Genomic DNA, 22,248 nt, shown 5'->3' with positions numbered 1-22,248 from the left:
GAACGGTTCTAGTGAGCACCACCACAGCGGGTCTGCTGTTTTTGGCGCTGCTGGTAGTGGCGCTGGCGGTGGTCCACGTGCCGCTCGGCGACTACATGTACCGGGTCTATAGCTCCGAGAAGCATTGGCGTGCAGAGCGATTCGTCTATCGTCTGATCGGCGCCAACCCGAAGTCCGAGCAGTCCTGGGCAGGCTATGCTCGCAGCGTTCTGGCGTTCTCCGCGGTCAGCATCGTGTTCCTGTTCCTGCTTCAGCTTGTGCAGGGCAAGCTGCCGCTGCATCTGCACGACCCGGCCACGCCGATGACTGCGTCGCTGGCCTGGAACACCGCCGTCAGCTTCGTCACCAACACCAACTGGCAGGCCTACAGCGGTGAGTCGACCCAGGGCCATCTGGTGCAGATGGCGGGTTTGGCGGTGCAGAACTTCGTGTCCGCCGCGGTCGGAATGGCGGTCGCGGTGGCATTCGTGCGCGGATTCGTCCGCAAGCGCACCGGCGAACTCGGCAACTTCTGGGTGGACCTGGTCCGCGGGACGCTGCGGATCCTGCTGCCGATTTCCGTCGTCGGCGCCGTGGTTCTGGTCGCCGGCGGCGTCATCCAAAACTTCCACCTGAACGACCAGGTGGTCACCACGCTCGCCGGCTCGCAGCAGACGATCACCGGTGGTCCGGTGGCCAGCCAGGAAGTGATCAAGCTGTTGGGCACCAACGGCGGCGGCTTCTACAACGCCAACTCCGCGCACCCGTTCGAGAACGCGTCCACGTGGACGAACTGGGTCGAGATCTTCCTGCTGCTGGTCATCGGCTTCTCCTTGCCGCGCACCTTCGGCCGCCTGGTGGGCAACACAAGGCAGGGCTACGCGATCGCCGCCGTGATGGGCACCATCGCCGCGATCAGCGTCACCGTCATGATGCTGGTTCAGCTGCAGCATCACGGCACGGTCCCGAATGCGGTGGGCGCCGCCAACGAGGGGGTCGAGCAGCGTTTCGGGGTTGCCGACTCCGCAATCTTTGCCGACGCAACGACACTCACGTCCACGGGCGCCGTCGACTCCACGCATGATTCGTACACCAGCCTGGGCGGCCTGATCACGATGTTCAACATGCAGCTCGGTGAAGTTGCGCCCGGCGGAACGGGTTCGGGCCTGTACGGCATCCTCGTGCTGGCCGTGATCACCGTGTTCGTCGCCGGGCTGATGGTGGGCCGCACGCCGGAGTACCTCGGCAAGAAGATCACGCCGCGCGAGATCAAGTTCGCGGCAAGCTACTTCCTGGTCACTCCGCTCATCGTGTTGCTCGGCACCGCGATCGCGATGGCGCTGCCGCAAGAGCGCGCCCAGATGGCCAATGCCGGCCCGCACGGCCTCGCGGAGGTGCTGTACGCGTTCACCTCGGCGGCCAACAACAACGGCTCGGCTTTCGCCGGCTTGTCGGCCAACACAACGTGGTACAACACCGCGCTGGGCCTGGCGATGGCGTTCGGCCGGTTCCTGCCGATGATCCTGCTGCTCGCGCTGGCCGGGTCGCTGGCCCGCCAGGGTACGACGCCGGAGTCCCTCGGCACGTTGCCCACGCACAAGCCGCAGTTCGTCGGCCTGGTGGTGGGTGTGACGATCATCCTCGTCGCCTTGACTTTCCTTCCCGCGCTGGCACTCGGGCCGCTTGCAGAAGGGATTCACTGAGATGCTCTCGCCCACAATCGATTCAACTGCGGCGCCGCACGCATCCGGTGGATCGGTGGCGCCTGTTCAGGGCGGCCTGCTCGACCCCACGATGTTGGTGAAGTCACTGCCGGGAGCGCTGCGAAAGCTGGATCCCCGCACCCTGTGGCGCAACCCGGTGATGTTCATCGTCGAGATCGGTGCGGTGTGGTCGACCGTGCTGGCGATCAGCGAACCCAGCTGGTTCGGCTGGCTGACCGTGTTCTGGCTGTGGCTGACGGTGGTCTTCGCCAACCTGGCCGAGGCGGTCGCCGAGGGGCGAGGCAAAGCACAGGCCGATGCGCTGCGAAAGTCCAAGGCCGACACCGTCGCACGCCGGCTGCGCAATTGGACGCCCGGCGCACCCGTCGTCGAAGAGCGCGTCCCCGCCCCGCTGCTGCAACAAGGCGACATCGTCGTCGTCGAGGCCGGCCAGATCATTCCCGGCGACGGAGATGTGGTGGAAGGCATTGCGTCGGTTGACGAATCGGCGATCACCGGCGAATCGGCACCGGTTATCCGGGAGTCCGGCGGGGATCGTTCGGCGGTGACCGGCGGGACTACCGTGCTCTCGGATCGCATCGTGGTCAAGATCACCCAAAAGCCCGGCCAAAGCTTCGTCGACCGGATGATCGCGCTGGTCGAGGGCGCCAACCGGCAGAAGACCCCGAACGAGATCGCGCTGAACATCTTGCTCGCGGCGCTGACCATCATCTTCGTGTTCGCGGTGGCGACGCTGCAGCCACTGGCGATCTACTCCAAGGCCAACAACCCCGGAGTCCCGGACACCCAAGCCCTGGACGGGAACGGGGTCACAGGCATCGTCCTCGTCGCGCTGCTGGTGTGCCTGATCCCCACCACGATCGGCGCGCTGCTCTCGGCCATCGGCATTGCCGGCATGGACCGGCTGGTCCAGCGCAACGTGCTGGCGATGTCCGGGCGCGCGGTCGAGGCGGCCGGCGACGTCAACACATTGCTGCTGGACAAAACCGGAACGATCACGCTCGGCAGCCGGGAGGCCGCGGAATTCATTCCTGTCATCGGGGTGACGGCCGATCAGCTTGCGGATGCCGCTCAACTGTCCAGCCTGGCCGACGAAACGCCGGAAGGCCGCTCCGTTGTCGTCTATGCCAAAGAGGCCTACGGGTTGCGGGCGCGCACCGCGGGAGAGCTCGCCAACGCTTCCTGGGTCGAATTCACTGCGGTGACCCGCATGTCGGGTGTCGACATCGACGGGCGGCAGTTGCGTAAGGGGGCAGCCAGCTCTGTCGCGGACTGGGTCCGCTGCCAGGGCGGCGCCATTCCCCGTGAACTCGGTGAGATCGTCGACGGCATCGCCGCCGCCGGAGGGACCCCGTTGGTGGTGGGCGAGGTCTCGAACGGGCCCGCGGGAAAGACCGCGGGAGTGCTCGGTGTCATTCACCTCAAGGACGTGGTCAAGCAGGGGATGCGGGACCGGTTCGACGCCATGCGGCGGATGGGCATCCGCACCGTGATGATCACCGGCGATAATCCGTTGACCGCGAAAGCAATTGCCGAGGAGGCTGGCGTCGACGACTTCCTCGCCGAGGCCACGCCCGAAGACAAGCTGGTGCTGATCAAGCGTGAGCAGGAAGGCGGCCGCCTGGTCGCGATGACCGGTGACGGCACCAACGACGCGCCGGCGCTGGCCCAGGCCGACGTCGGGGTGGCGATGAACACCGGCACCACCGCGGCCAAGGAAGCCGGCAACATGGTGGATTTGGACTCCGACCCCACCAAGCTCATCGAGATCGTGGAGATCGGCAAGCAACTCCTGATCACCCGCGGAGCGCTGACCACGTTTTCGATCGCCAACGACATCGCCAAATACTTCGCCATCATCCCGGCGATGTTCGTCGCGATCTTCCCGGGACTGGACCTGATCAACGTCATGCGGCTGCACAGCCCGGAGTCGGCGATCCTGTCGGCAGTCATCTTCAACGCGGTGATCATCGCCGCGCTGATCCCGTTGGCGCTCCGCGGTGTTCGGTACACGCCGAGCAGCGCATCAAAACTGCTCAGCCGCAACCTCTATGTGTACGGGCTCGGCGGGATCGTCACCCCGTTCGTCGGCATCAAGCTGATCGACTTAGTGGTGCAACTGCTTCCGGGGATGGCGTGAAATGAGTTTCGGCAATCTGGTGCGCCGGCACTGGGCCGCGTTACGCGCACTGCTCGTCTTCACCGTGCTCCTCGGTGTCGCATATCCGCTGACGGTCTGGCTGGTGGCGCAGCTGCCCGGACTGAGCGGCAAGGCGCAGGGCTCGATCATCCGGGTCGGCGGCAAACCCGTGGGCAGCAAGCTGATCGGCCAGTCGTTCACCGACAACGACGGCAAACCGCTGCCGCAGTACTTCCAGTCCCGGCCCTCGGCGGCCGGTGACGGCTACGACCCGACGGCCAGCGGCGGCAGCAACCTCGGCCCGGAAAGCATCGTCGACACGGTGGCCAGGCCCAGCCTGCTCACGCAGGTGTGTACGCGCAGCAAGGCGGTTGGCGAGCTCGAAGGGGTCGACGGATTACGCCCGTTCTGCACCGCCGGCGGCGTCGGCGCCGTGCTGTCGGTGATCGGTCCGCGTGATTCACGGGGCAACGTGGTCCACCCGACGCGGGTGGTCAGCGTCAACGAGCCTTGCCCCATCAGCCGCCGGCCGTTCCGACAGACCTACGACGGCGTCGCGGTCGAGTGCGCCAAGCCCGGCGAGGACTACTCGATCGGCCAGATCGTGCCGATCCGGGGCGCCGCTCCCGACAATCCCGCGGTGCCGGCGGACGCCGTCACCGCCAGCGGCAGCGGCCTCGACCCGGACATCTCCCCCGCGTATGCGGAGATTCAGGTCGCGCGGGTAGCCCGGGCGCGCCACATCAGCCCCGCTGCTGTCCGCGATGCGGTGCGGGATAACCTGCGCGGCCGCGATCTCGGGGTTTTCGGCGAGCCGCGAGTCAACGTGCTGGCACTCAACCTGGAACTCGACCGGAAGTATCGGGTCGCCGGCTGATGCAACAGGTGGATGATGTTGACGTGAGCGTCCTCGACCATCGTCCCAAACGCGGAGATCTGCGTATCTACCTGGGCGCAGCACCCGGAGTCGGTAAGACGTACGCGATGCTGGGAGAGGCGCACCGACGGTTGGAACGCGGCACTGATCTGGTCGCGGCGATCGTGGAGACGCATGGGCGGCGCAAAACCGCGGAGTTGCTCGACGGAATCGAGATGGTGCCGCCCCGCTATATCGAGTATCGGGGCACCCGCTTCCCCGAGCTCGACGTGGCGGCGGTGCTGGCACGCCGTCCCCAGGTGGTGCTGGTCGACGAGCTGGCCCATACGAACACGCCCGGCAGCAAGAACCAAAAGCGATGGCAAGACGTCGAGGAACTGCTCAACGCCGGTATCACCGTGATCTCCACCGTGAATATCCAGCACCTGGAGAGCCTCAACGACGTCGTCGCCCAGATCACCGGGATCGTGCAACAGGAAACGGTCCCGGATTCGATCGTGCGGCAGGCCTCGCAGATCGAACTCATCGATATTGCACCGGAAGCATTGCGGCGCAGGCTTTCCCACGGCAACGTCTACGCGCCGGAGAAGGTCGATGCGGCGCTGTCCAACTACTTCCGCAGCGGAAACCTCACCGCGCTAAGGGAACTCGCACTGCTGTGGCTGGCGGACCAGGTGGATGCCGCGTTGGCCAAATACCGCGCGGACAAACGCATCACCGACACCTGGGAAGCGCGCGAGCGCGTCGTCGTCGCTGTCACCGGCGGACCGGAATCGGAGACGTTGGTGCGGCGAGCATCCCGGATCGCCACCAAGTCCAGCGCCGAACTCATGGTGCTGCACGTCCTGCGCGGTGACGGACTCGCCGGCTCGTCGGCGTCGCGGATAGGCAAGATCCGCGAGCTGGCGGTCAGCCTCGATGCGTCGATGCACATCGTGGCCGGCGACGACGTGCCTGCGGCGCTGCTGGATTTCGCCCGCGAAATGAACGCCACCCAGCTGGTGATCGGTTCGTCACGCCGGTCGCGCTGGGCCCGCATCTTCGACGAAGGCATCGGCGCGCGGGTGCTCCACGAGTCCGGCAAGATCGACGTGCACATCGTCACCCATGAGGAGTCCAAGCGGGGCTTTCGGACCGCCTCGGTGTCGCCCCGGGAACGGCGTGCCGCCTCCTGGCTGGCCGCCGTCGTGGTCCCGTCCGCTATCTGCGCGGTCACCCTGGCCTGGCTGGACTCGTTCCTCACCACCAGCGGGTCGAGCGCGCTGTTCTTCGTCGGCGTGCTGGTGGTGGCGCTGCTCGGTGGTGTTGCGCCGGCGGCACTTTCGGCGGTGTTGTCGGGTCTGCTGCTGAACTACTACCTGACCGCTCCGCGACACAGCTTCACCATCGCCGAGCCGGACGCCGCTGTGACCGAACTGGTGCTGCTGGTGGTCGCGGTGGCGGTGGCCGTTCTGGTCGACGGTGCCGCCAAGCGGGCCCGAGAGGCCGGGCGGGCATCTCAGGAGGCGGAACTACTGACGCTGTTCGCCGGCGCGGTGCTGCGCGGGGCGGACCTTGAGACACTGCTGGAACGGGTGCGTGAGACCTACTCCCAACGATCGGTCAGCATGTTGCGCGAATACACCGACGACGGCCAGGTCCGAACCGACATTGTCGCGTCGGTTGGGAAAGATCCTTGTGTGACAGTTGATTCCGCCGACACGGCGATCGAGGTGGGCGACGACGAGTTCTGGATGCTGATGGCCGGCAGGAAGCTGGCCGCCCGAGACCGACGGGTGCTGTCTGCGGTGGCCAAGCAGGCCGCGGGTCTGATCAAGCAGCGCGAGCTGGCCGAGGAAGCCGGCAGGGCGGAAGCCATCGGGCGGGCCGACGAGCTGCGACGTTCGTTGCTGTCCGCGGTCAGCCACGACCTGCGGACTCCGTTGGCGGCGGCCAAGGTGGCGGTGTCGAGCCTGCGAGCCGAGGACATCGACTTCTCCGCCGAGGACACCGCCGAATTGCTTGCCACCATCGAGGAATCCATCGACCAGCTCACCGCGCTGGTCGGCAACCTGCTCGACTCGTCGCGGCTGGCCGCCGGCGTGATCCATCCCGAGTTGCGCCGGGTCTACCTGGAGGAGACGGTGCAGCGCGCTCTGGTCAGTATCGGCAAGGGCGCGACGGGGTTCTTCCGGTCGGGCATCGACCGTGTCAAGGTGGACGTCAACGGCTCCGTCGTGATGGCCGACGCCGGCTTGCTCGAACGCGTGCTGGCCAATCTGATCGACAACGCGTTGCGCTACGCACCGAACTGCGTCGTCCGGGTCAACGCCGGCCGGGTCGGCGACCGCGTCCTGATCAACGTGATCGACGAAGGCCCCGGCGTCCCGCGCGGCGCCGAGGAACGACTGTTCGAACCTTTCCAGCGGGCGGGAGACCACGACAACACCACCGGCGTCGGCCTGGGACTGTCGGTGGCACGGGGATTCGTCGAGGCGATGGGCGGCACCATCCAGGCAACCGACACACCTGGCGGCGGACTGACCGTCGTCGTGGATCTGGCCGCACCGGGAGACGGCCAATGACCCGCGTCCTGGTGATCGACGACGAGCCGCACATCCTGCGGGCGCTGCGGATCAACCTGTCGGTGCGTGGCTACGAGGTCGTCACCGCGGCCACTGGAGCCGGTGCGCTGCGCGCCGCTGCCGAACACCGCCCGGACGTGGTGATCCTCGACCTCGGTCTGCCCGACATCTCAGGCATCGAAGTGCTGGCAGGATTGCGGGGCTGGCTCAGCGCACCGGTCATCGTGCTGTCGGCGCGCACCGACTCGTCGGACAAGGTCGAGGCACTCGACGCCGGAGCCGACGACTATGTGACCAAACCGTTCGGCATGGACGAGTTCCTTGCGCGGCTGCGCGCCGCGGTGCGCCGTAACGCCGCGGCGTCCGAAATCGACCAGCCGGTAGTCGAAACAGACTCGTTCACAGTGGATCTCGCTGCCAAAAAGGTCACCAAGAACGGAGCCGAAGTGCACCTGACCCCCACCGAGTGGGGCATGCTCGAAGTCTTGGTGCGCAATCGGGGCAAGCTGGTCGGCCGCGAGGAACTTCTCAAGGAGGTGTGGGGACCTGCCTATGCCACCGAAACCCACTACCTGCGTGTCTACTTGGCGCAGTTGCGGCGCAAGCTCGAGGATGACCCGTCGCGGCCCGTCCATCTGCTGACCGAAGCGGGCATGGGATACCGCTTCGAGGCGTGATCGACTCATAACCCCGCCGAGTCCCTTTATAGTTACCAGTAGTTCAGGCAGAAATGGGTGTTTTATGGGGGACGTAAAGCCGCGGTTCCCACTGAAATGCTCGACGCAATTACGATCGGATCTTCCGAGCATCGGACGAGAGCATGTCGCAGCACATCATCGTCAGCGGTGACGACCCCCTGGCGACAACGATCATCGAGGAGTTGAAAAGCGCCGGCGCGAAAATCGTCAAACTCCCCGACACCGAAATCGCCGACACCGAACGCGTCCTCGCCGCCGCTGATATCACCCAAGCTTTGGCTGTGGTCTGCGCCGGGGATGACGACGCGACGAACCTCGAAATCGCGTTGCTGGCAAGGAAAGCCAATCCAGACGCGCGGGTGGTCGCGCGGGTGGCCAACGACGTGCTGCGGGAAGCGGTGGCCCTCAACAACGGGCCGGGCGCCATTCTCGACGTCGCCGACCTCGCGGCGCCGGCCGTCGTCGAGGCGTGTCTGGAGCACACGACGCACCCGTTCGATGCGGCCGGCATAACCTTCGTCGTCTCGTGCGGCGAGGCCACCCGCGACGCGACCTTACGCGAGCTCTACAGCGACCTCGCCCCGGTAGCGGTGATCCACGGCGAGAACTCACCCACCCCGGGTGAGGTGGACGTATGTCCGGGACGTGATCTGCACGTGCACGCCGGCGACTGGACCGCGATGATCGGCACCGCCGACGAGCTGGCCACCCAGGGCATCAGGGTGCCCCAACCGACCGTCACTCGGGCGCGCCGGAATCGGCTGCGCCGCGCGCTGGACGCGGTGCGCGTGCTGCGCGACGAGGTCAACCCGCTTTTCTATCCCACGATGGCCACCGTGCTGCTGCTGCTGGCCTGCTCGACGGTGTTGTTGCGCTATGCCTACCTGAGTCCAGGGATGAATTGGGTGGACGCGTTCTATTTCAGCACCGAGACGATCACCACCACTGGCTACGGCGACTACAGCTTCCTCCAACAGCCCACCTGGCTGCGTCTGGTGGCCGCAGCGATGATGTTCGCCGGCGTCACCACCACCGCTCTGCTGGTGGCGTTCATTGCCGATCTCCTGCTTTCGCAGCGGTTCCTGCGTTCGGCCGGACGGCGGCAGGTGCGCCATTTGCGCAACCACATCATCGTGGTGGGGCTGAGCGCGCTCGGCATGCGTGTCGTCAGCGATCTGGTCGGCGCCGGCTACGACGTCGCGGTGATCGAGCGCGACGAGAACAACCGCTTCCTGACGTCCGCCGCGAAACTCGATGTGCCCGTGATCTTCGGGGACGCGACACTGCGCGAGACCCTGGAATCAGCGCGCGTCGATTGTGCCCGGGCAGTGGCCGTGCTGACCCGCGACGACATGGTCAACATCGAAACCGGGATCGTGCTGGTCAAGATGCTGGGGACCCCGGTCACGCCCGACGTCTACCGGACTGAGGTCCCGCTGGTGCTGCGGGTCTACGACCGCACGCTCGGCTTCGCAGTCGCCCAGCGGTTCGGTTTCGAAAACGTCCGCTCGACAGTCGAGTTGGCCGCGCCGTGGTTCATCGGCGCCGCGATGGGCCTGAAGGTGCTGGGCACGTTTTCGGTGGGACAGAGTTCCTTTGTGGTCGGCGGTATGCACGTCGCCGCGGGCAGCGAACTCGATGGGCTGCGGATGTTCGAACTGTCCACCGATACCCGGGTCATCGCGATCACCCGGCCGAACACACCGGTCACGCTGCACCCGCGGCGCGATGCGCACCTGCGCGCCGGCGACACGGTCTATCTCGTGGGTCCGTACCGCGAACTATTAGCCACCCTGCGCAAGGGGCAACCTCCCCCGCAGCCGACGGCCGGCGAGGAGCAGCCGCGCGACGGCCAAGAAGTCGACGTCGCGCGCGAAGCGAAGGCGGGGCTGAACACCGGGCCGGCACAACCTCGGCGACCCGACAATATCGGACGTTAAGAGCTCGTTAGCAATTAATATCGTCCCGGTTGCCCCTTTATCACGTGGCTGACGCCTGGCTGGGAAATAACTGCCGAGCGCCAACAAAAATGCTGTAAAGAAACCGTTAATACTACGCACGGATCCTGTCAATAATTGATAATGAACCGGTCCAATGGCCTTCTGCGGCAGCCCAATCAGGCTTTGTCCGACCGAGTAAAGGGATTCATGTTTTCCATGACTATCAAACTCGAGATGCCGCGGTCCGTGTGCATTCGGCAGTGCTTCCCTGCTGACTTGCTAATGGCCTGAGCTGCAATGGATTTCGCGGTTTTGCCGCCGGAGGTCAATTCCGGCCGGATGTATGTCGGTCCCGGTTCGGAGCCGCTGCTGGCCGCTGCTGCGGCCTGGGACGAACTGGCGGCAGAACTGCAGTCGGCGGCCGGCTCGTATCAATCGGTGGTGGCCCACCTGACAGCAGGGCCGTGGCTGGGCCCGTCGGCAGTGTCGATGGCGGCCGCGGCCGCCGGTTATGTGGCGTGGCTCAATGCCACCGCCGCGCAGGCCTCGCAGACGGCCGGGCAGGCCAAAGCGGCGATCGCTGCTTACCAGCAGGCGTATGCATCGACGGTGCCGCCGCAACTGGTCGCGGCCAATCGCAGCCTGCTGACGAAGCTGGTGGCGACCAATCTGTTCGGCCGGAACGCGCCGGCGATCGCCGCCACCGAAGCCCGCTACGCGGAGATGTGGGCCCAGGACGCCGCGGCGATGTACGCCTACGCCGCGTCGGCGGCCGCGGCAACAAGGCTGACACCGTTCAACCCGCCAACGCACAACACGAGCCCGGGTGCGGCGGCCGGACAAGCTGCTGCGGTCGGTCAAGCCACCAGCACCTCCGCCGGCAACGTGCAAAGCACCGTCTCCTCGGTACAACAGGGTTTCTCCGCTGTACCCAACGCGTTGCAGAGTCTGGCCACCGCGGCACCGGCAGCGGCCGCGGACCCGCCGGACCCGCTGAGCACGTTGAGCAACCTGATCACGGTCTTTCTCGACGCACCAGCCGCAATCGCCACCTTCCTGGCCGACATACCGCTGGGCGCAATAGGGGTGGTGTCGCTGCCCTTGGGCATCATCGGCGCCGGGACCGGTCTGCACACCGACGAAATCGTCAGCGGCTGGGCGGGACAAGAAGCCTGGCCGGGGACCGGGGAGCGACCACCGACCGAATTCAAGGGCATCATCACCGGCCCGATACGGCCGTCGACGCCCGCGCCGGCCCTGTCGGCGGGTCTGGGCGAGGCGAACACTGTTGGGACCTTGTCCGTGCCACCGACATGGACCATCGCCACACCGGCCGTGCGCCCCGTCGCGGTGGCGTTGCCTGCGCTGCCGGAACCCGGCGTCGGGCAGATCCCCGTGGTGGCCGCCGCGGAGACGGTGGAGCTCGGCTCGGGCAGCACGCTGGGCGAGATGGCATTGGCCGGTATGGCCGGGCGAGCGATGGCGGGCGCCGTGGGCACCGGTCGCGCCAAAGACAGCGGGGCCGCACCGGGCAAACGCGGGGCGGCGCGCGCGCCGGCGGCAGCGACCGGCGGTGCAAGCGCGCCGGACGACGGCGATGGCGACACGTCGCAGACCAAACCTCGCAGCGTGGTGACGGGCGTCGCGGCCGAGTTGCGCGAGTTCGCCAAGCTTCGCGACGAGGGAATCCTGACCGACGAGGAATACACCGAGCAGAAAAACCGCCTGCTCGGGCGCTGAATTGCGCTTCGCCGCAACCGCTGTTATCTGGAAAGAGGATGTGTCGCAATGGATTTCGGTATTTATCCACCGGAGATCAACTCCGGCCGGATGTATGCCGGTCCAGGATCGGGGCCCATGCTGGCCGCGGCGCAGGCCTGGGAAGCATTGGCCGACGAGCTCTACATCGCTGCCGGCTCGTATCAGTCCGTCGTGTCGGGCCTGACCGCCGCGACATGGTTGGGTCCTTCGTCGGCGTCGATGACGACCGCCGCCGCTTCGTATGTCGCGTGGCTGAGCGCCACCGCCGTACAGGCCGCGGAAACCGCGGCCCAGGCCAAGGCCGCAGCCGCCGCCTACGAGGCGGCGTTCGCGTCGACGGTGCCGCCGCCGGTGATTGCGGCTAACCGCGCACTGTTAATGGCCCTGGTCGCGACGAACTTCTTCGGACAGAACACCCCGGCGATCGCAGCCACCGAGGCGCAATACGCCGCGATGTGGGCCCAGGATGCCGCGGCAATGTACGGCTACGCGGCGGCGGCGGCGTCGGCGACCGTGTTGACGCCGTTTCACCCACCTCGGCAAAACACCGACCCCGCGGGCCCCGTCGGCCAGGCCGCCGCGGTCAGCCACGCCGCCGGCACCTCCGTCGGCAACGTGCAGAACACCGTATCCGGTGTCGCGCAAGCGATTTCCGTAGCGCCCGCGGCTGCCGCGGACCCGCCGACCCCACTGACCACGTTGAGCAACCTGATCTCGATCTTTCTCACCGGGCCTGCCAACGCGACCACTCTTTTCGGCCTGGTGCCGATGGATGTCCTGTCGGGCCCGGTGTCCCTGCCCATCGACTACATCGGCACGGTGTCCGGTCTGCACACCGATGACGCCGTCAGCGGCTGGGCGGGGTTGAAGCCCTGGCCGGGCACAGCGGAAGTGGCGCCCCTCGAGTTCCCGGCGATCATCACCAACCCGGGCCCCATCGCAGCGTCGGCTGTGTCGGCGAGTGTGGGCCAAGCCAACACGATCGGGGCACTGTCGGTGCCGCCGGCGTGGACCGCCGCCACACCGGCGGTGCGCCCCGTCGCGCTGGCGTTGCCGGCAGCCGGCAACATCCCTTCGCTAGCCGCGGAGACGGTTGAACTGGGTTCGGGCAGTGCCTACAGCCAGATGGGACTGGCGGGCATGCTCGGACCGGCCATGCGCGGCGTCTCGGGCGGCGGCGTTACGGCAGCTGATCGCGCAGGCGCGCGCGCGACCGGCACGACCGAGGCTAAAGTCCTAGTGCCTCAAGACAATCCCCGCACCGTCGTGACGGGTGTAGCGGCCCGGATACGTCAGCTCGCCAAGCTTCGCAGCGACGGAACTCTCAGCGAGGAGGAATTCAGCGACCAGAAGAATCGACTGCTCGGTCGCTGAATGTCAGCCGGCAAGCGACAGCGCGATCCCGTCGAGGATGTCGTGTTCGCTGACGACCAACTCCTCGATGCCCGCCCGCTCGCGCAGGGCGAACGCCAACTCCTCCACGACAATCGCTCCGGCGCCTATCACGTCGGCGCGGCCCTCATGCATTGGCCCCAGTGCGGCACGCTGCGCGCGGGTCATCGCGATCAACCCGTCGCACACCTGCAGCAGCCGGTCGATGCGGACACGCGAAAGATGAATGGCCGCAGAGTCATACGTGGCCATGTCGTGAGTCAGGGCGGCGAGCGTCGTCATGGTGCCGGCCACCCCGACCCAGGTGTGGGCCTGTTGCACCGGGACGGCGTGCAGCGCGTCGGCGAGCCGCTCGCGGACGAGCTCACGGGCCGCGTCCACCTCACCAGGAGTTGGCGGGTCGGTGTGCAGGCAGCGTTCGGTCACCCGCACGCAGCCGATGTCCGCGGAATAGCTGGCCGTCACTCGGTCTGCGCCCAGCACGATCTCGGTGGAGCCGCCGCCGAGGTCGACCACCACGAAAGGCGCTCCGGCCGAATCCAATTCGTCCACTGCTCCGCGGAAGGACAGCTCGGCTTCCTCGGCGCCGCTGATCACTTCGGCGCTCACGCCCAGCACGTCGGTGGTCATCGCGAAAAAAACGTCGCGGTTGGCGGCGTCGCGGGCAGCCGAGGTGGCGACCATCCGCACCCGCTCGGCGCCGTGATTGGCGCATAGGGCGGCGTAGTCGACGAGCGCACCGCGGGTGCGGTCCAGTGCATCGGGCGCGAACCGGCCGGTCGCGTCGACCCCCTGGCCAAGCCGCACGATGCGCATCTCGCGATGCACGTCGCGCAGGCGGCCGTCGACCTGCTCGGCGATCAGCAGCCGAATCGAGTTGGTACCGCAGTCAATTGCCGCAACCCTGGTCATCGCCACTGCTCCGCCACCAGGATCCCGGCCATCGCCGGCTCATCGGCCAGCACCGCCAGCGCCTCGTCGCCGAGCGGATTCATCCCGCGGCCCTTAGCCAACGAATGTGCGATCAGCACGTGCAGGCATTTGACCCGGTCCGGCATGCCGCCGGCGGAAACCCGGGTGCCCAGCGGCTCGATGGCATCACGCTCGGCCAGATAGGACTCGTGGGCCCGTCGATAGGCCGCCGCAAGATTGGGGTCCTGGCGCAGCCGCTCGGTCATCTCCCGCATCATTCCCGATGTCTCCAGTCGGCTCGCGGCGGCGGTCAGCACCGGGTGAGTCAGGTAGTACAACGTCGGAAACGGTGTGCCGTCAGGCAGTTTCGGCGCTGTCTTCACCACAGCGGGCTCACCGTTGGGGCAGCGGTAGGCGACCTCGAGTACTCCGCGCGGTTCGCGGCCAAGCTGGCGCGCCACCGCGTCGAGGTCGGCGCGGTCAACCACCGGGCGGCGGGGGGCTCGGCGGCACGGGCGGCGCTTGCGACGGAGGACCGTGCGGGGTGTCGGCGATGGTGTGCCACAACGCCGTATACCAGGGATCCCCCGAAGCGGCGGTCGGACCTTCCGCGCCCGGTTGCGACGGCACAGCCGCCGACGGCGGCAGCTGCACCTGATAGGGAACCTCGCCGGGCATCACGAAACCGAGACGCTCGCGGGCCTGGGCGGCGATGTAGGCCGGGTCGGCCAACTTCGCCTTTTGCTGCTCGAGGTCGGCAATCTGGCGCCGCAGCGCGGCCTCCGACGCCGCCAGCTGTTTCATCTCGGTGCGCTGCGCGAAATACGTGCGCACCGGCCCGGCGATGGTCAGCGTCAGCACGCAGACGACGGCGGCCAGAATTGCGGCCCGGCGCGCGGTCAGCCCGAGCCGCTGCTCCGAACGCTCCTCGGCCTTTTCCTGTGCCCCGGCGACGATCCCGCGTTTGACGGGTTCCACGGACTCGGGTGCGGCGCGTGACCCGTTGGGACCCCGACGGCCGGCAGCCGACTTACGCGGACGGCCCTGGCCCGAATCGCCGGCCTTGCCCGGTCGCGGCGCCGGTGCGCGCCGCTTGGGGTCGGGCCGTTTGGCGTCGGGCATGGCAGCCGGCTACTTGGCTTCCAAGCCGTATCGGGGGAATGCCAGGTCGCCGGCGTAGCGGGCGGCGTCGCCGAGCGCTTCCTCGATGCGCAGCAGCTGGTTGTATTTGGCGACGCGCTCGCTGCGCGCCGGTGCGCCGGTCTTGATCTGTCCGCACCCCACGGCGACTGCGAGGTCGGCGATCGTGGTGTCCTCGGTTTCGCCGCTGCGGTGGCTCATCATCGTGCGGTAGCCGCTGTGGTGGGCCAGCGCCACGGCGTCGAGTGTCTCGGTCAACGTCCCGATCTGATTGACCTTGACCAGCAAGGCATTTGCCGCGCCCTTGTCGATACCCTCTTCGAGCCGTTCGGGATTGGTGACAAACAGGTCGTCGCCGACGATCTGCACCCGGTCCCCGATCGCCGTTGTCAGCGCGATCCAGCCGTCCCAGTCGTCTTCGGACAGCGGATCTTCAATGGACACAAGCGGATACGAGTCCAGCAGCTCGGCGTAGAAGCGAGTCATTTCGTCGGCGCTGCGGGTGCTGTTCTCGAAGTTGTAGCCGGTGCCGTCGGCGTAGAACTCGGTGGCCGCCGCGTCGAGCGCCAACGCCACGTCGGCGCCGAGCTTGAAACCGGCGGATTCGATCGCCAGGCTGATCACGTCCAGCGCCGCCTCGGTGCCCGGCACGTCGGGGGCGAAGCCACCCTCGTCGCCCAGGCCGGTGGACAGCCCCTGCTTCTTGAGTTCCGCCTTGAGCGAGTGGTAGACCTCCGCGCCCCAGCGCAGCGCCTCGGAGAAGCTCGGGGCACCGATGGGGGCCACCATGAACTCCTGGATGTCCACGCCGGTGTCGGCATGTGCGCCGCCGTTGAGGATGTTCATCATCGGCACCGGCAGGATGTGGGCGTTGGGTCCGCCGAGGTAGCGGAACAGCGGTAGCTCGGCCGAGTCGGCGGCCGCCTTGGCGACGGCCAGCGAGACGCCCAGGATCGCGTTGGCGCCGAGCCGGGACTTGTCCGGGGTGCCGTCGAGATCCACCAACGCCTGGTCGACGAGCCGCTGGTCGTCGGCGTTGAGCCCGATGACGGCCGGGGCGATCTCGTCGAGCACCACCTGTACGGCCTTCTTCACGCCTTTGCCGCCGTAGCGCTCGCCGCCGTCGCGCAGTTCGACGGCCTCGTGCTCGCCGGTCGACGCGCCGGAGGGCACCGCTGCCCGCGCGAATGTCCCGTCGATGAGCGCCACCTCGACCTCGACGGTGGGATTGCCGCGGGAATCGAGGATCTCGCGGGCCCCGACCTGCTCGATAATGGGCACTGGGTTCTCCTTGCTTTGCTAGCTGCGGACCGGGTCCAAGCCTAGAGGGGGCTTCCCGCCGCATAGGCGGTGGCCCAATCCCGCACCGCGCGCGCGTACTGGTCGGAGTTGTTGTAGGCCCGCAGCGCTGTGATCCACCCTCGCGGCGTGGCGAGATCCTTTCCGCGCCAACACAAATACCCGGCTGCCGACAAGGCGGCGTCGTCGATGTTGTCGACGCTGACTATTCCGTCGTTGTTGGCGTCCACCCCGTAGAGGCGCCAGGTCTCAGGAATGAACTGCATGGGGCCCATGGCCCGAATCGTGCCGTCGTCGTCGGCGAGGCTGCCCGCCTCACTGTCGACGATGTGCAACGTGCCGCCGCTGCCGTCGAGGCGCACGCCTCGAATCGGCGGACGCACATCGCCGTTGGGCGCCACCGTCGCGTGGCGATAGGTGCCGTGATGGCTCTCGATCTCACCGATGCCCGCCAGTGTCGTCCACGACATGTGGCAGTTGGGGTTCTCGACTTCGGCGACCCGCGCCGCATAGGCGTAGGCCTCGAGCGCAACGATCGGGATTTCCAGCCTCGACGCGCGCTCGGCCGCCCACTCGTAGAGCTGATCGGCAGGCCGGCCTTTGGCGTGGGTGTCCACGGCCGGCACCGGATCACCCGCCGGCGGCGGCACCCCCTTGGGAATCGGTGTGCCCAGCTGCCAGGTGCAACTCGATGCCAGCAGCAGCGCCGTCGCCCCCACGACGGCGACCGCCCGCAGCCAACGCACCGGCGACACGAAACTCCCTTGATACTCCCCTGGACCACGTTTCCTTCGACCATGGTCCCACGGGAGACGACGGGGCCTTCGCGTCGCGGCTGGCGTCGGCGCGGTGTATCCCGATTGTCCAGGGCGAATACGGACTGGTTGCGGGCCGCGGCAAGCTCAGAACTATGGTCAAACTCCGAACTTGACCCGAGCCTCCTCCGTGACCGGAGTGAACAGGTTGACGAGGTTCCCATCCGGATCGCGGAATAACAGCGCGCGATTCCCCCACGGCATGGTTGTCGGCTCTGTCACCACGTCGCCCACCCGCCCGCGGAGTCGCTCGTACTCGGCATCCACGTCGTCGACGATGAACTCGACAATCGCGCTGCGGTTGGCTGCAGGTTCGGCGGATCCTGCTCCGAACAGCGGGACGGTCTTGTCGCTGCCGATGGCCAGCGTGCCGATCGGCGTCGGAATCTCAGCGAATAGCTCGTTTCCCCATACCGCGGCGATTCCGGTGACCATCTCATAGAAATCGACGAGCCGATTGACGTCGGCCGTGATGATCCGGGTCGAAATGAACTTCATGGAGCCCTCCTTACGGCCGTGGTGGCCATTGGTGTCATCCGGCGTTCGGTACCAATCGGTGGCCGGAGGTTTCGTGATGTTATGCGGTGGGGCCGACATTTCCGGCGGTGCTGCTAAGCGGCGTGACGGGGCCGCGGTTGCCGGGCGGTTGCAGTAGCCGCGCGCAGGTGTTGCAGGGCCGCGGATGCACGGTCGAGTACGCGATGCTGATACAACTGGTCTTGCCGGGAAGCGGACGATAACCTTTGTGCGGCAGCGGGTTTCGCTGAAGGCGCGTTGGATAGAGTTCGAGTGCCTCAGCGTTGACGGGAACCGTAGAGGTAGGTGGGGGCGAAGAGCGTTCGGTAAACGCAGCCAGCCGGAGCGCCAAAGTCGCCATAGTGATTTGGTGCATATGCGCCACCAGGGGCGACGGTAAAATTCCTCGAAGTAGTCGTGTGTCCGGCGAGAGGGACGCCAGCGTGGCTGAGTTACGGGTCGACCCCACCGAGCTGCACCTGACAGCGACGCAGCTGGAGGCACACGCTGATGAATTCTCGGCAGCACATCAGCAAGCACATTCGCGGGCGTCCCAGGTGTCGATCGGCTCGGGTGCGGCGCGCGCGGCGTTGCCGCAAATGCTGGAGGAGTGGGCCATCTCCGGCACTCGCTTCAAGGAACACCACATCCGTCACGCCGACGGGCACCGCGAAGCGGCCGACAGGTACATCCAAGCCGATGACCGCGGTGCTGACCAGATCGAGGACGCCGGGTCCGCGCTGTGAGGTGGATTCGTGTCGATGACGTTGCAGGAACTGCTGGACTGGGTTCCTGAAATCGGCGATCTGGCTAAAGCCGCCCATGACGCGTCGTCCAACCACGCCAACTCAGCGGAGTTCCTGCGAGGGGGCGAACTTTCACGACGGTAACCCACAGAATTTCACTGTTGAAGCGCACGTCGGCGACAGCCCAACAAGCATTTTGGATCCGCAACTCCCACCAACCGTGGTGATGAGTAATGACCCCAGCTCGCCAAATTTCGTGCCTGTTCCCTACGGCGGATACATTCTGCCTGGCTCCACACTCGACAATCTCGGAATCTTTGGCAGTCAGTGGTATCAGCCGCCAGGTGCACCAGTGCACTACGACGTGCAGGATATTCGCGCTAACGTGGCACCCGGATAGCAGTAAACGCAGGCACTCACTATTGCAGGATGGACAGCATAATACGCCTTGAAGCAGCATTACCTCTGCTGATAACGGTAGGGTTGACCTCAGCCTGCGCAGCCACCGCTGAGCCACCTAAGCCATCCGGACCATCCAAATTCCCGGATATGAGCCGCTATACTCCCGTCGACCCCAAAGACTACGAAATACAATACGAAACACCCGGACGACCCAACGCTAAGACCACCGTATACAGATTCACCACTCCTGACGGGATTTCGTGCAGTTTCGACCATCTTCCAGCTGCGGGATGCACTGGCAATAATTTTCCTGGCGTCCCTCCATTGAAATGCGATCTATCGGGCCGGATGTATGGGATAAACGTGATCAGTACAAATAGGGAGTTGTGGCAAGCCAGCGATACATCATGCGCCCAGGCCCCTTCGGGTAAAGTGCTGCCTCCGTTCCATACGCTCACGGTGTACGGGGTCACGTGCGGAGTGGACGACAAGAAGATGACCGCATGCAAAGACCCTCAGGGACGAGGATTCGTGCTGTCGCCATCGTGGTCTGGCTGGCTGCCCCACGTGTGACCACGACGACGTGACTGGGGTGCCCTAGTCGTCCCTGTCGGTGGAAGGTACTTCGGGGCCTTCAACGTCCGCTGCGATGAATTCTCCTGTGCCGTATAGTGTTTCGCTCGCAGCCTCGCCGTAACAACCTCGGCCTGGACATCGCCCACCGTGGGCGGCGCCATAGATACGCCACTCCCCCTCGGCGACGGTCCTCAGCCGACCTTGGCGCGGATCGGTAGCCCGAACTTGTCGGTGCCCGCTGCGATGATTCGGGTATGTCTTCGATCGCTTCGTCTGCGGTGGCGCTGAAGCCTGTTGAGCGGGTGGAGGTGTTGTTTGATGAGTTGGCGGAGTTGGCTGGTCAGCGTAATGCGATTGATGCGCGCATCGTGGAGATTGCCGCGGAAATGGATCGCGACGAGTTGTGGGGGATGACCGGGGTGCGCTCGCTGGCGGCGCTGATGGGCTGGAAGCTGGGTTTGTCGTCGACGACTGCGCACACGATCGCCACGGTGGCGCGCCGACTGGACGAGTTTCCGCGCTTGGCGGCGGGCATGGCCGAGGGGCGGTTCTCGCTGGATCAGGTCGGGGTGGTCGCCGCGCGGGCCCGGCAGGGCTCCGATGAGCATTACGCGGCCTTGGCGGCGGTGGCCACGGTCAACCAGTTGCGTACCGCGGTCAAGCTCGAGCCGCGACCCGAACCCGATCCCAAACCCGAGCCGGCGCGTTCGATCACCAAGACCAGCGGCGGGGAGTCCACGTGTTGGCGGATCAAGCTGCCCCACGAGGAGGCGGCCACGTTCGACGCGGCCCTGGCCTCTCATCTGGATGCGCTGGTCACCGAGTGGAAACACGACCGCGGCGAGGGCGGCTCGCAGAACGCTCCGCCGATGCCCAGCACCGCTGATGCGTTTATGCGGCTGGTCGAGTCGGGCTGGGACGCCGAGGCGGCGCGCCGCCCGCACGGGGCGCGCACCACGGTGGTGGTGCACCTCGATGTGGAGCGGCGCGCGGCGGTGCTGCATCTGGGTCCGCTGCTGTCCGAATCGGAGCGCCAATATTTGAGCTGTGATGCCAGCTGTGAGGTGTGGTTCGAACGTGCCGGGCAGCCCATCGGCGCCGGGCGCACCACCCGGGTGATCAGCCGGCGGCTGCGCCGGGCCCTGGAACACCGCTACCCGATGTGCGCGGTGCCCGGCTGCGGGGCCACCCGCGGCCTGCACGCCCACCACATCCGCCACTGGGAAGACGGTGGTGTGACCGAATTGTCCAAGCTCAAATGTCGCTAAACTACCCTCATGGCGAAACCGAGAACTCCCGGTCAACGCGTCGGGGTGCGGTCGGCGGCGATCTACGCCCGGATCTCCGCCGATGTGGAGGGCACCGGGCTGGGAGTGGCACGTCAGTTGGAGGACTGCCGCAAGCTCGCCGCTGATCGGGGCTGGCAGGTCGGCGATGAGTACGTCGACAACGATGTATCGGCCTACTCGGGCAAGCCGCGTCGCGAGTACGCCCGGATGTTGGATGACCTGAAATCCGGTGCGCGTGATGCGGTGATCGTCTACAACCTCGACCGTCTGCATCGTCGCCCGGTCGAGTTGGAAGACTTCGTCACCCTGTGTGAAGTGGCGGGCGTGCGCGATGTCGCCACCGTGACCGCCGACATCGATCTCGGCAACGATGACGGGTTGTTCATGGCCCGGATTTTCGCCGCGTTCGCCGCCAAAGAATCCGGCCGCAAATCCGCGCGTATCCGCCGCAAAATGCTGCAGAACGCCGAACAAGGATTGCCGCACGGCCCAGCGCGGCCGTTCGGCTACGAACCCGACAAAATCACCCTCCGCCCCGACGAAGCGAAAGTCGTTCGGGAGATGGTGGACCGCTACCTGGCCGGGGCATCGATCCGATCGTTGACGATTTGGCTCAACGACACCGGGATCGCCCCGCCCGCGTCCACGTCGTGGCAGACCACCACCGTCCGCCACATCCTGGCCTCAGGACGGATTGCCGGGTTGCGCGAGCATCACGGGGAGGTGATCGGTCCCGCGGCGTGGCCGGCGATCATCACCCCCGCCGAGCGGGACCGCATCCTCGCCCGGATGACTGCCCGCTCAGTGACCAAGACCCGCGCCCCACGCACCTACCTACTGTCTGGGATGCTGCGCTGCGGACGCTGCGGGAACCGCTTGTTTTCCCAAGCCCGCCACAACAATCCAACCAACCGAGTCCGCCGCTACGTCTGCCTCAAAGGCCCCGACCACGGCGGCTGCGGCCGACTCACCGTGGTCGCGCAACCAGTCGAAGAACTGTTGACTGACGCGGTACTGACCCGACTGGACTCCCCGCAGCTCGCCGACGCCCTGAACGGGAAAGCCAGAGTCGACGCTGATGTCGCCGCGCTCGCTGCGCAGCTAGAAGCCGACCAGGCCCGCCTCGACGAGCTCGCCGCACTCTATGCCGAGGGCGCGGTGACCGCACGGGAATGGATCGCTGCCCGCGACCCCATCACCAACCGCATCACCCAAACCCGCCGCGACATCGCAAAAGCCACCGACACCAGCTCAATAGTGGACCTCGTGGGCACCGGCAACGCGCTACGCGGCCAATGGGACGGCCTCGACATCGACCGCCAACAAGCCATCATCAAATCAGTACTCGACCACGCCGTCATCGCACCCGGCACCCCCGGCTCCCGCGGCCTCGACATCAACCGCGTCCAGCCAGTTTGGCGTGTGTAGATCGCGCTTCTGTCGCGCAGGCACGACTGTCGCAAACTGTTCCAGATTGG

Annotated in this window: 17 protein-coding genes and 1 pseudogene; 12 read left to right on the top strand and 6 right to left on the bottom strand. The window is 66.5% G+C overall.

All coding sequences use genetic code 11. From position 1 onward, the window contains the following. The first annotated feature begins 11 nt into the window (after positions 1 to 11). From kdpA to AWC14_RS04105, 8 genes are all read left to right on the top strand, one after another. Positions 12 to 1,682, top strand: coding sequence for a potassium-transporting ATPase subunit KdpA (gene kdpA, locus AWC14_RS04140; RefSeq protein ID WP_045375086.1), 1,671 nt, complete (start codon positions 12 to 14; stop codon positions 1,680 to 1,682). 1 nt (position 1,683) lies between these two features. After that, complete coding sequence (kdpB, locus tag AWC14_RS04135; protein ID WP_045375089.1) at positions 1,684 to 3,843, top strand: potassium-transporting ATPase subunit KdpB; 2,160 nt, start codon at positions 1,684 to 1,686, stop codon at positions 3,841 to 3,843. Between the two features lies 1 nt (position 3,844). After that, positions 3,845 to 4,720, top strand: a complete 876-nt coding sequence (locus AWC14_RS04130) for a potassium-transporting ATPase subunit C (RefSeq protein ID WP_045375091.1) — start codon at positions 3,845 to 3,847, stop codon at positions 4,718 to 4,720. After that, a complete protein-coding gene (locus AWC14_RS04125) occupies positions 4,720 to 7,284 on the top strand; it encodes a sensor histidine kinase (protein ID WP_045375093.1) in 2,565 nt (854 codons plus the stop codon). Before AWC14_RS04130 ends, AWC14_RS04125 begins: the two co-directional genes overlap by 1 nt. Beyond that, complete coding sequence (locus AWC14_RS04120; protein WP_045375096.1) at positions 7,281 to 7,961, top strand: response regulator; 681 nt, start codon at positions 7,281 to 7,283, stop codon at positions 7,959 to 7,961. The genes AWC14_RS04125 and AWC14_RS04120 overlap by 4 nt, the downstream gene beginning before the upstream one ends. Positions 7,962 to 8,104: 143 nt before the next feature. Next, the gene (locus AWC14_RS04115; protein WP_081968007.1) at positions 8,105 to 9,922 is read left to right on the top strand and encodes an NAD-binding protein; all 1,818 of its coding nucleotides are present in this window, start codon (positions 8,105 to 8,107) and stop codon (positions 9,920 to 9,922) included. A 297-nt stretch (positions 9,923 to 10,219) separates the two neighbouring features. Next, the gene (locus AWC14_RS04110) at positions 10,220 to 11,662 is read left to right on the top strand and encodes a PPE family protein, SVP subgroup (protein ID WP_045375099.1); all 1,443 of its coding nucleotides are present in this window, start codon (positions 10,220 to 10,222) and stop codon (positions 11,660 to 11,662) included. A gap of 48 nt (positions 11,663 to 11,710) precedes the next feature. Then, complete coding sequence (locus tag AWC14_RS04105; protein ID WP_045375102.1) at positions 11,711 to 13,057, top strand: PPE family protein, SVP subgroup; 1,347 nt, start codon at positions 11,711 to 11,713, stop codon at positions 13,055 to 13,057. Positions 13,058 to 13,060: 3 nt separating this feature from the next. Here AWC14_RS04105 and AWC14_RS04100 read toward each other — a convergent pair whose 3' ends face one another. From AWC14_RS04100 to AWC14_RS04075, 6 genes are all read right to left on the bottom strand, one after another. After that, positions 13,061 to 13,993, bottom strand: a complete 933-nt coding sequence (locus AWC14_RS04100; protein WP_142281552.1) for a Ppx/GppA phosphatase family protein — start codon at positions 13,991 to 13,993, stop codon at positions 13,061 to 13,063. Beyond that, positions 13,984 to 14,475 (bottom strand): DUF501 domain-containing protein, encoded by a 492-nt coding sequence (locus tag AWC14_RS04095; protein ID WP_045375104.1) that lies wholly within the window; start codon positions 14,473 to 14,475, stop codon positions 13,984 to 13,986. The genes AWC14_RS04100 and AWC14_RS04095 overlap by 10 nt, the downstream gene beginning before the upstream one ends. Then, on the bottom strand, positions 14,468 to 15,109 hold the full coding sequence (locus tag AWC14_RS04090; RefSeq protein ID WP_045375106.1) for an FtsB family cell division protein: 642 nt from the start codon (positions 15,107 to 15,109) through the stop codon (positions 14,468 to 14,470). Before AWC14_RS04090 ends, AWC14_RS04095 begins: the two co-directional genes overlap by 8 nt. 9 nt (positions 15,110 to 15,118) lie before the next feature. Then, entirely contained in the window at positions 15,119 to 16,408 is a 1,290-nt protein-coding gene (gene eno, locus AWC14_RS04085) for a phosphopyruvate hydratase (protein WP_045375108.1), read from the bottom strand. Positions 16,409 to 16,449: 41 nt separating this feature from the next. Next, complete coding sequence (locus AWC14_RS04080) at positions 16,450 to 17,181, bottom strand: lytic transglycosylase domain-containing protein (RefSeq protein WP_045375111.1); 732 nt, start codon at positions 17,179 to 17,181, stop codon at positions 16,450 to 16,452. A 159-nt stretch (positions 17,182 to 17,340) separates the two neighbouring features. Continuing rightward, positions 17,341 to 17,739 (bottom strand): VOC family protein, encoded by a 399-nt coding sequence (locus AWC14_RS04075; protein WP_045375113.1) that lies wholly within the window; start codon positions 17,737 to 17,739, stop codon positions 17,341 to 17,343. A 461-nt stretch (positions 17,740 to 18,200) separates the two neighbouring features. On the opposite strand from AWC14_RS04075, the gene AWC14_RS04070 reads away from it, so the two are divergent. From AWC14_RS04070 to AWC14_RS04060, 4 genes and pseudogenes are all read left to right on the top strand, one after another. Beyond that, positions 18,201 to 18,503 carry a type VII secretion target gene (locus AWC14_RS04070; RefSeq protein ID WP_142281551.1) on the top strand — a complete coding sequence of 101 codons (303 nt, stop codon included), beginning with the start codon at positions 18,201 to 18,203 and terminating at the stop codon, positions 18,501 to 18,503. A gap of 9 nt (positions 18,504 to 18,512) precedes the next feature. Continuing rightward, positions 18,513 to 18,647 carry a hypothetical protein gene (locus tag AWC14_RS29925; RefSeq protein WP_268811690.1) on the top strand — a complete coding sequence of 45 codons (135 nt, stop codon included), beginning with the start codon at positions 18,513 to 18,515 and terminating at the stop codon, positions 18,645 to 18,647. 1,088 nt (positions 18,648 to 19,735) lie between these two features. Continuing rightward, positions 19,736 to 20,737, top strand: a pseudogene (locus AWC14_RS04065) (HNH endonuclease signature motif containing protein); the annotation flags it as partial. A gap of 21 nt (positions 20,738 to 20,758) precedes the next feature. Further along, the gene (locus AWC14_RS04060; protein WP_023870415.1) at positions 20,759 to 22,198 is read left to right on the top strand and encodes a recombinase family protein; all 1,440 of its coding nucleotides are present in this window, start codon (positions 20,759 to 20,761) and stop codon (positions 22,196 to 22,198) included. Positions 22,199 to 22,248 lie beyond the last annotated feature (50 nt).

The organism is Mycobacterium kyorinense (assembly GCF_002101735.1).
GTDB classification, from domain to species: Bacteria; Actinomycetota; Actinomycetes; order Mycobacteriales; family Mycobacteriaceae; genus Mycobacterium; species Mycobacterium kyorinense.
Note: the sequence above shows the minus strand (reverse complement) of the source record. Positions and strands in the feature narration are given on the sequence as shown.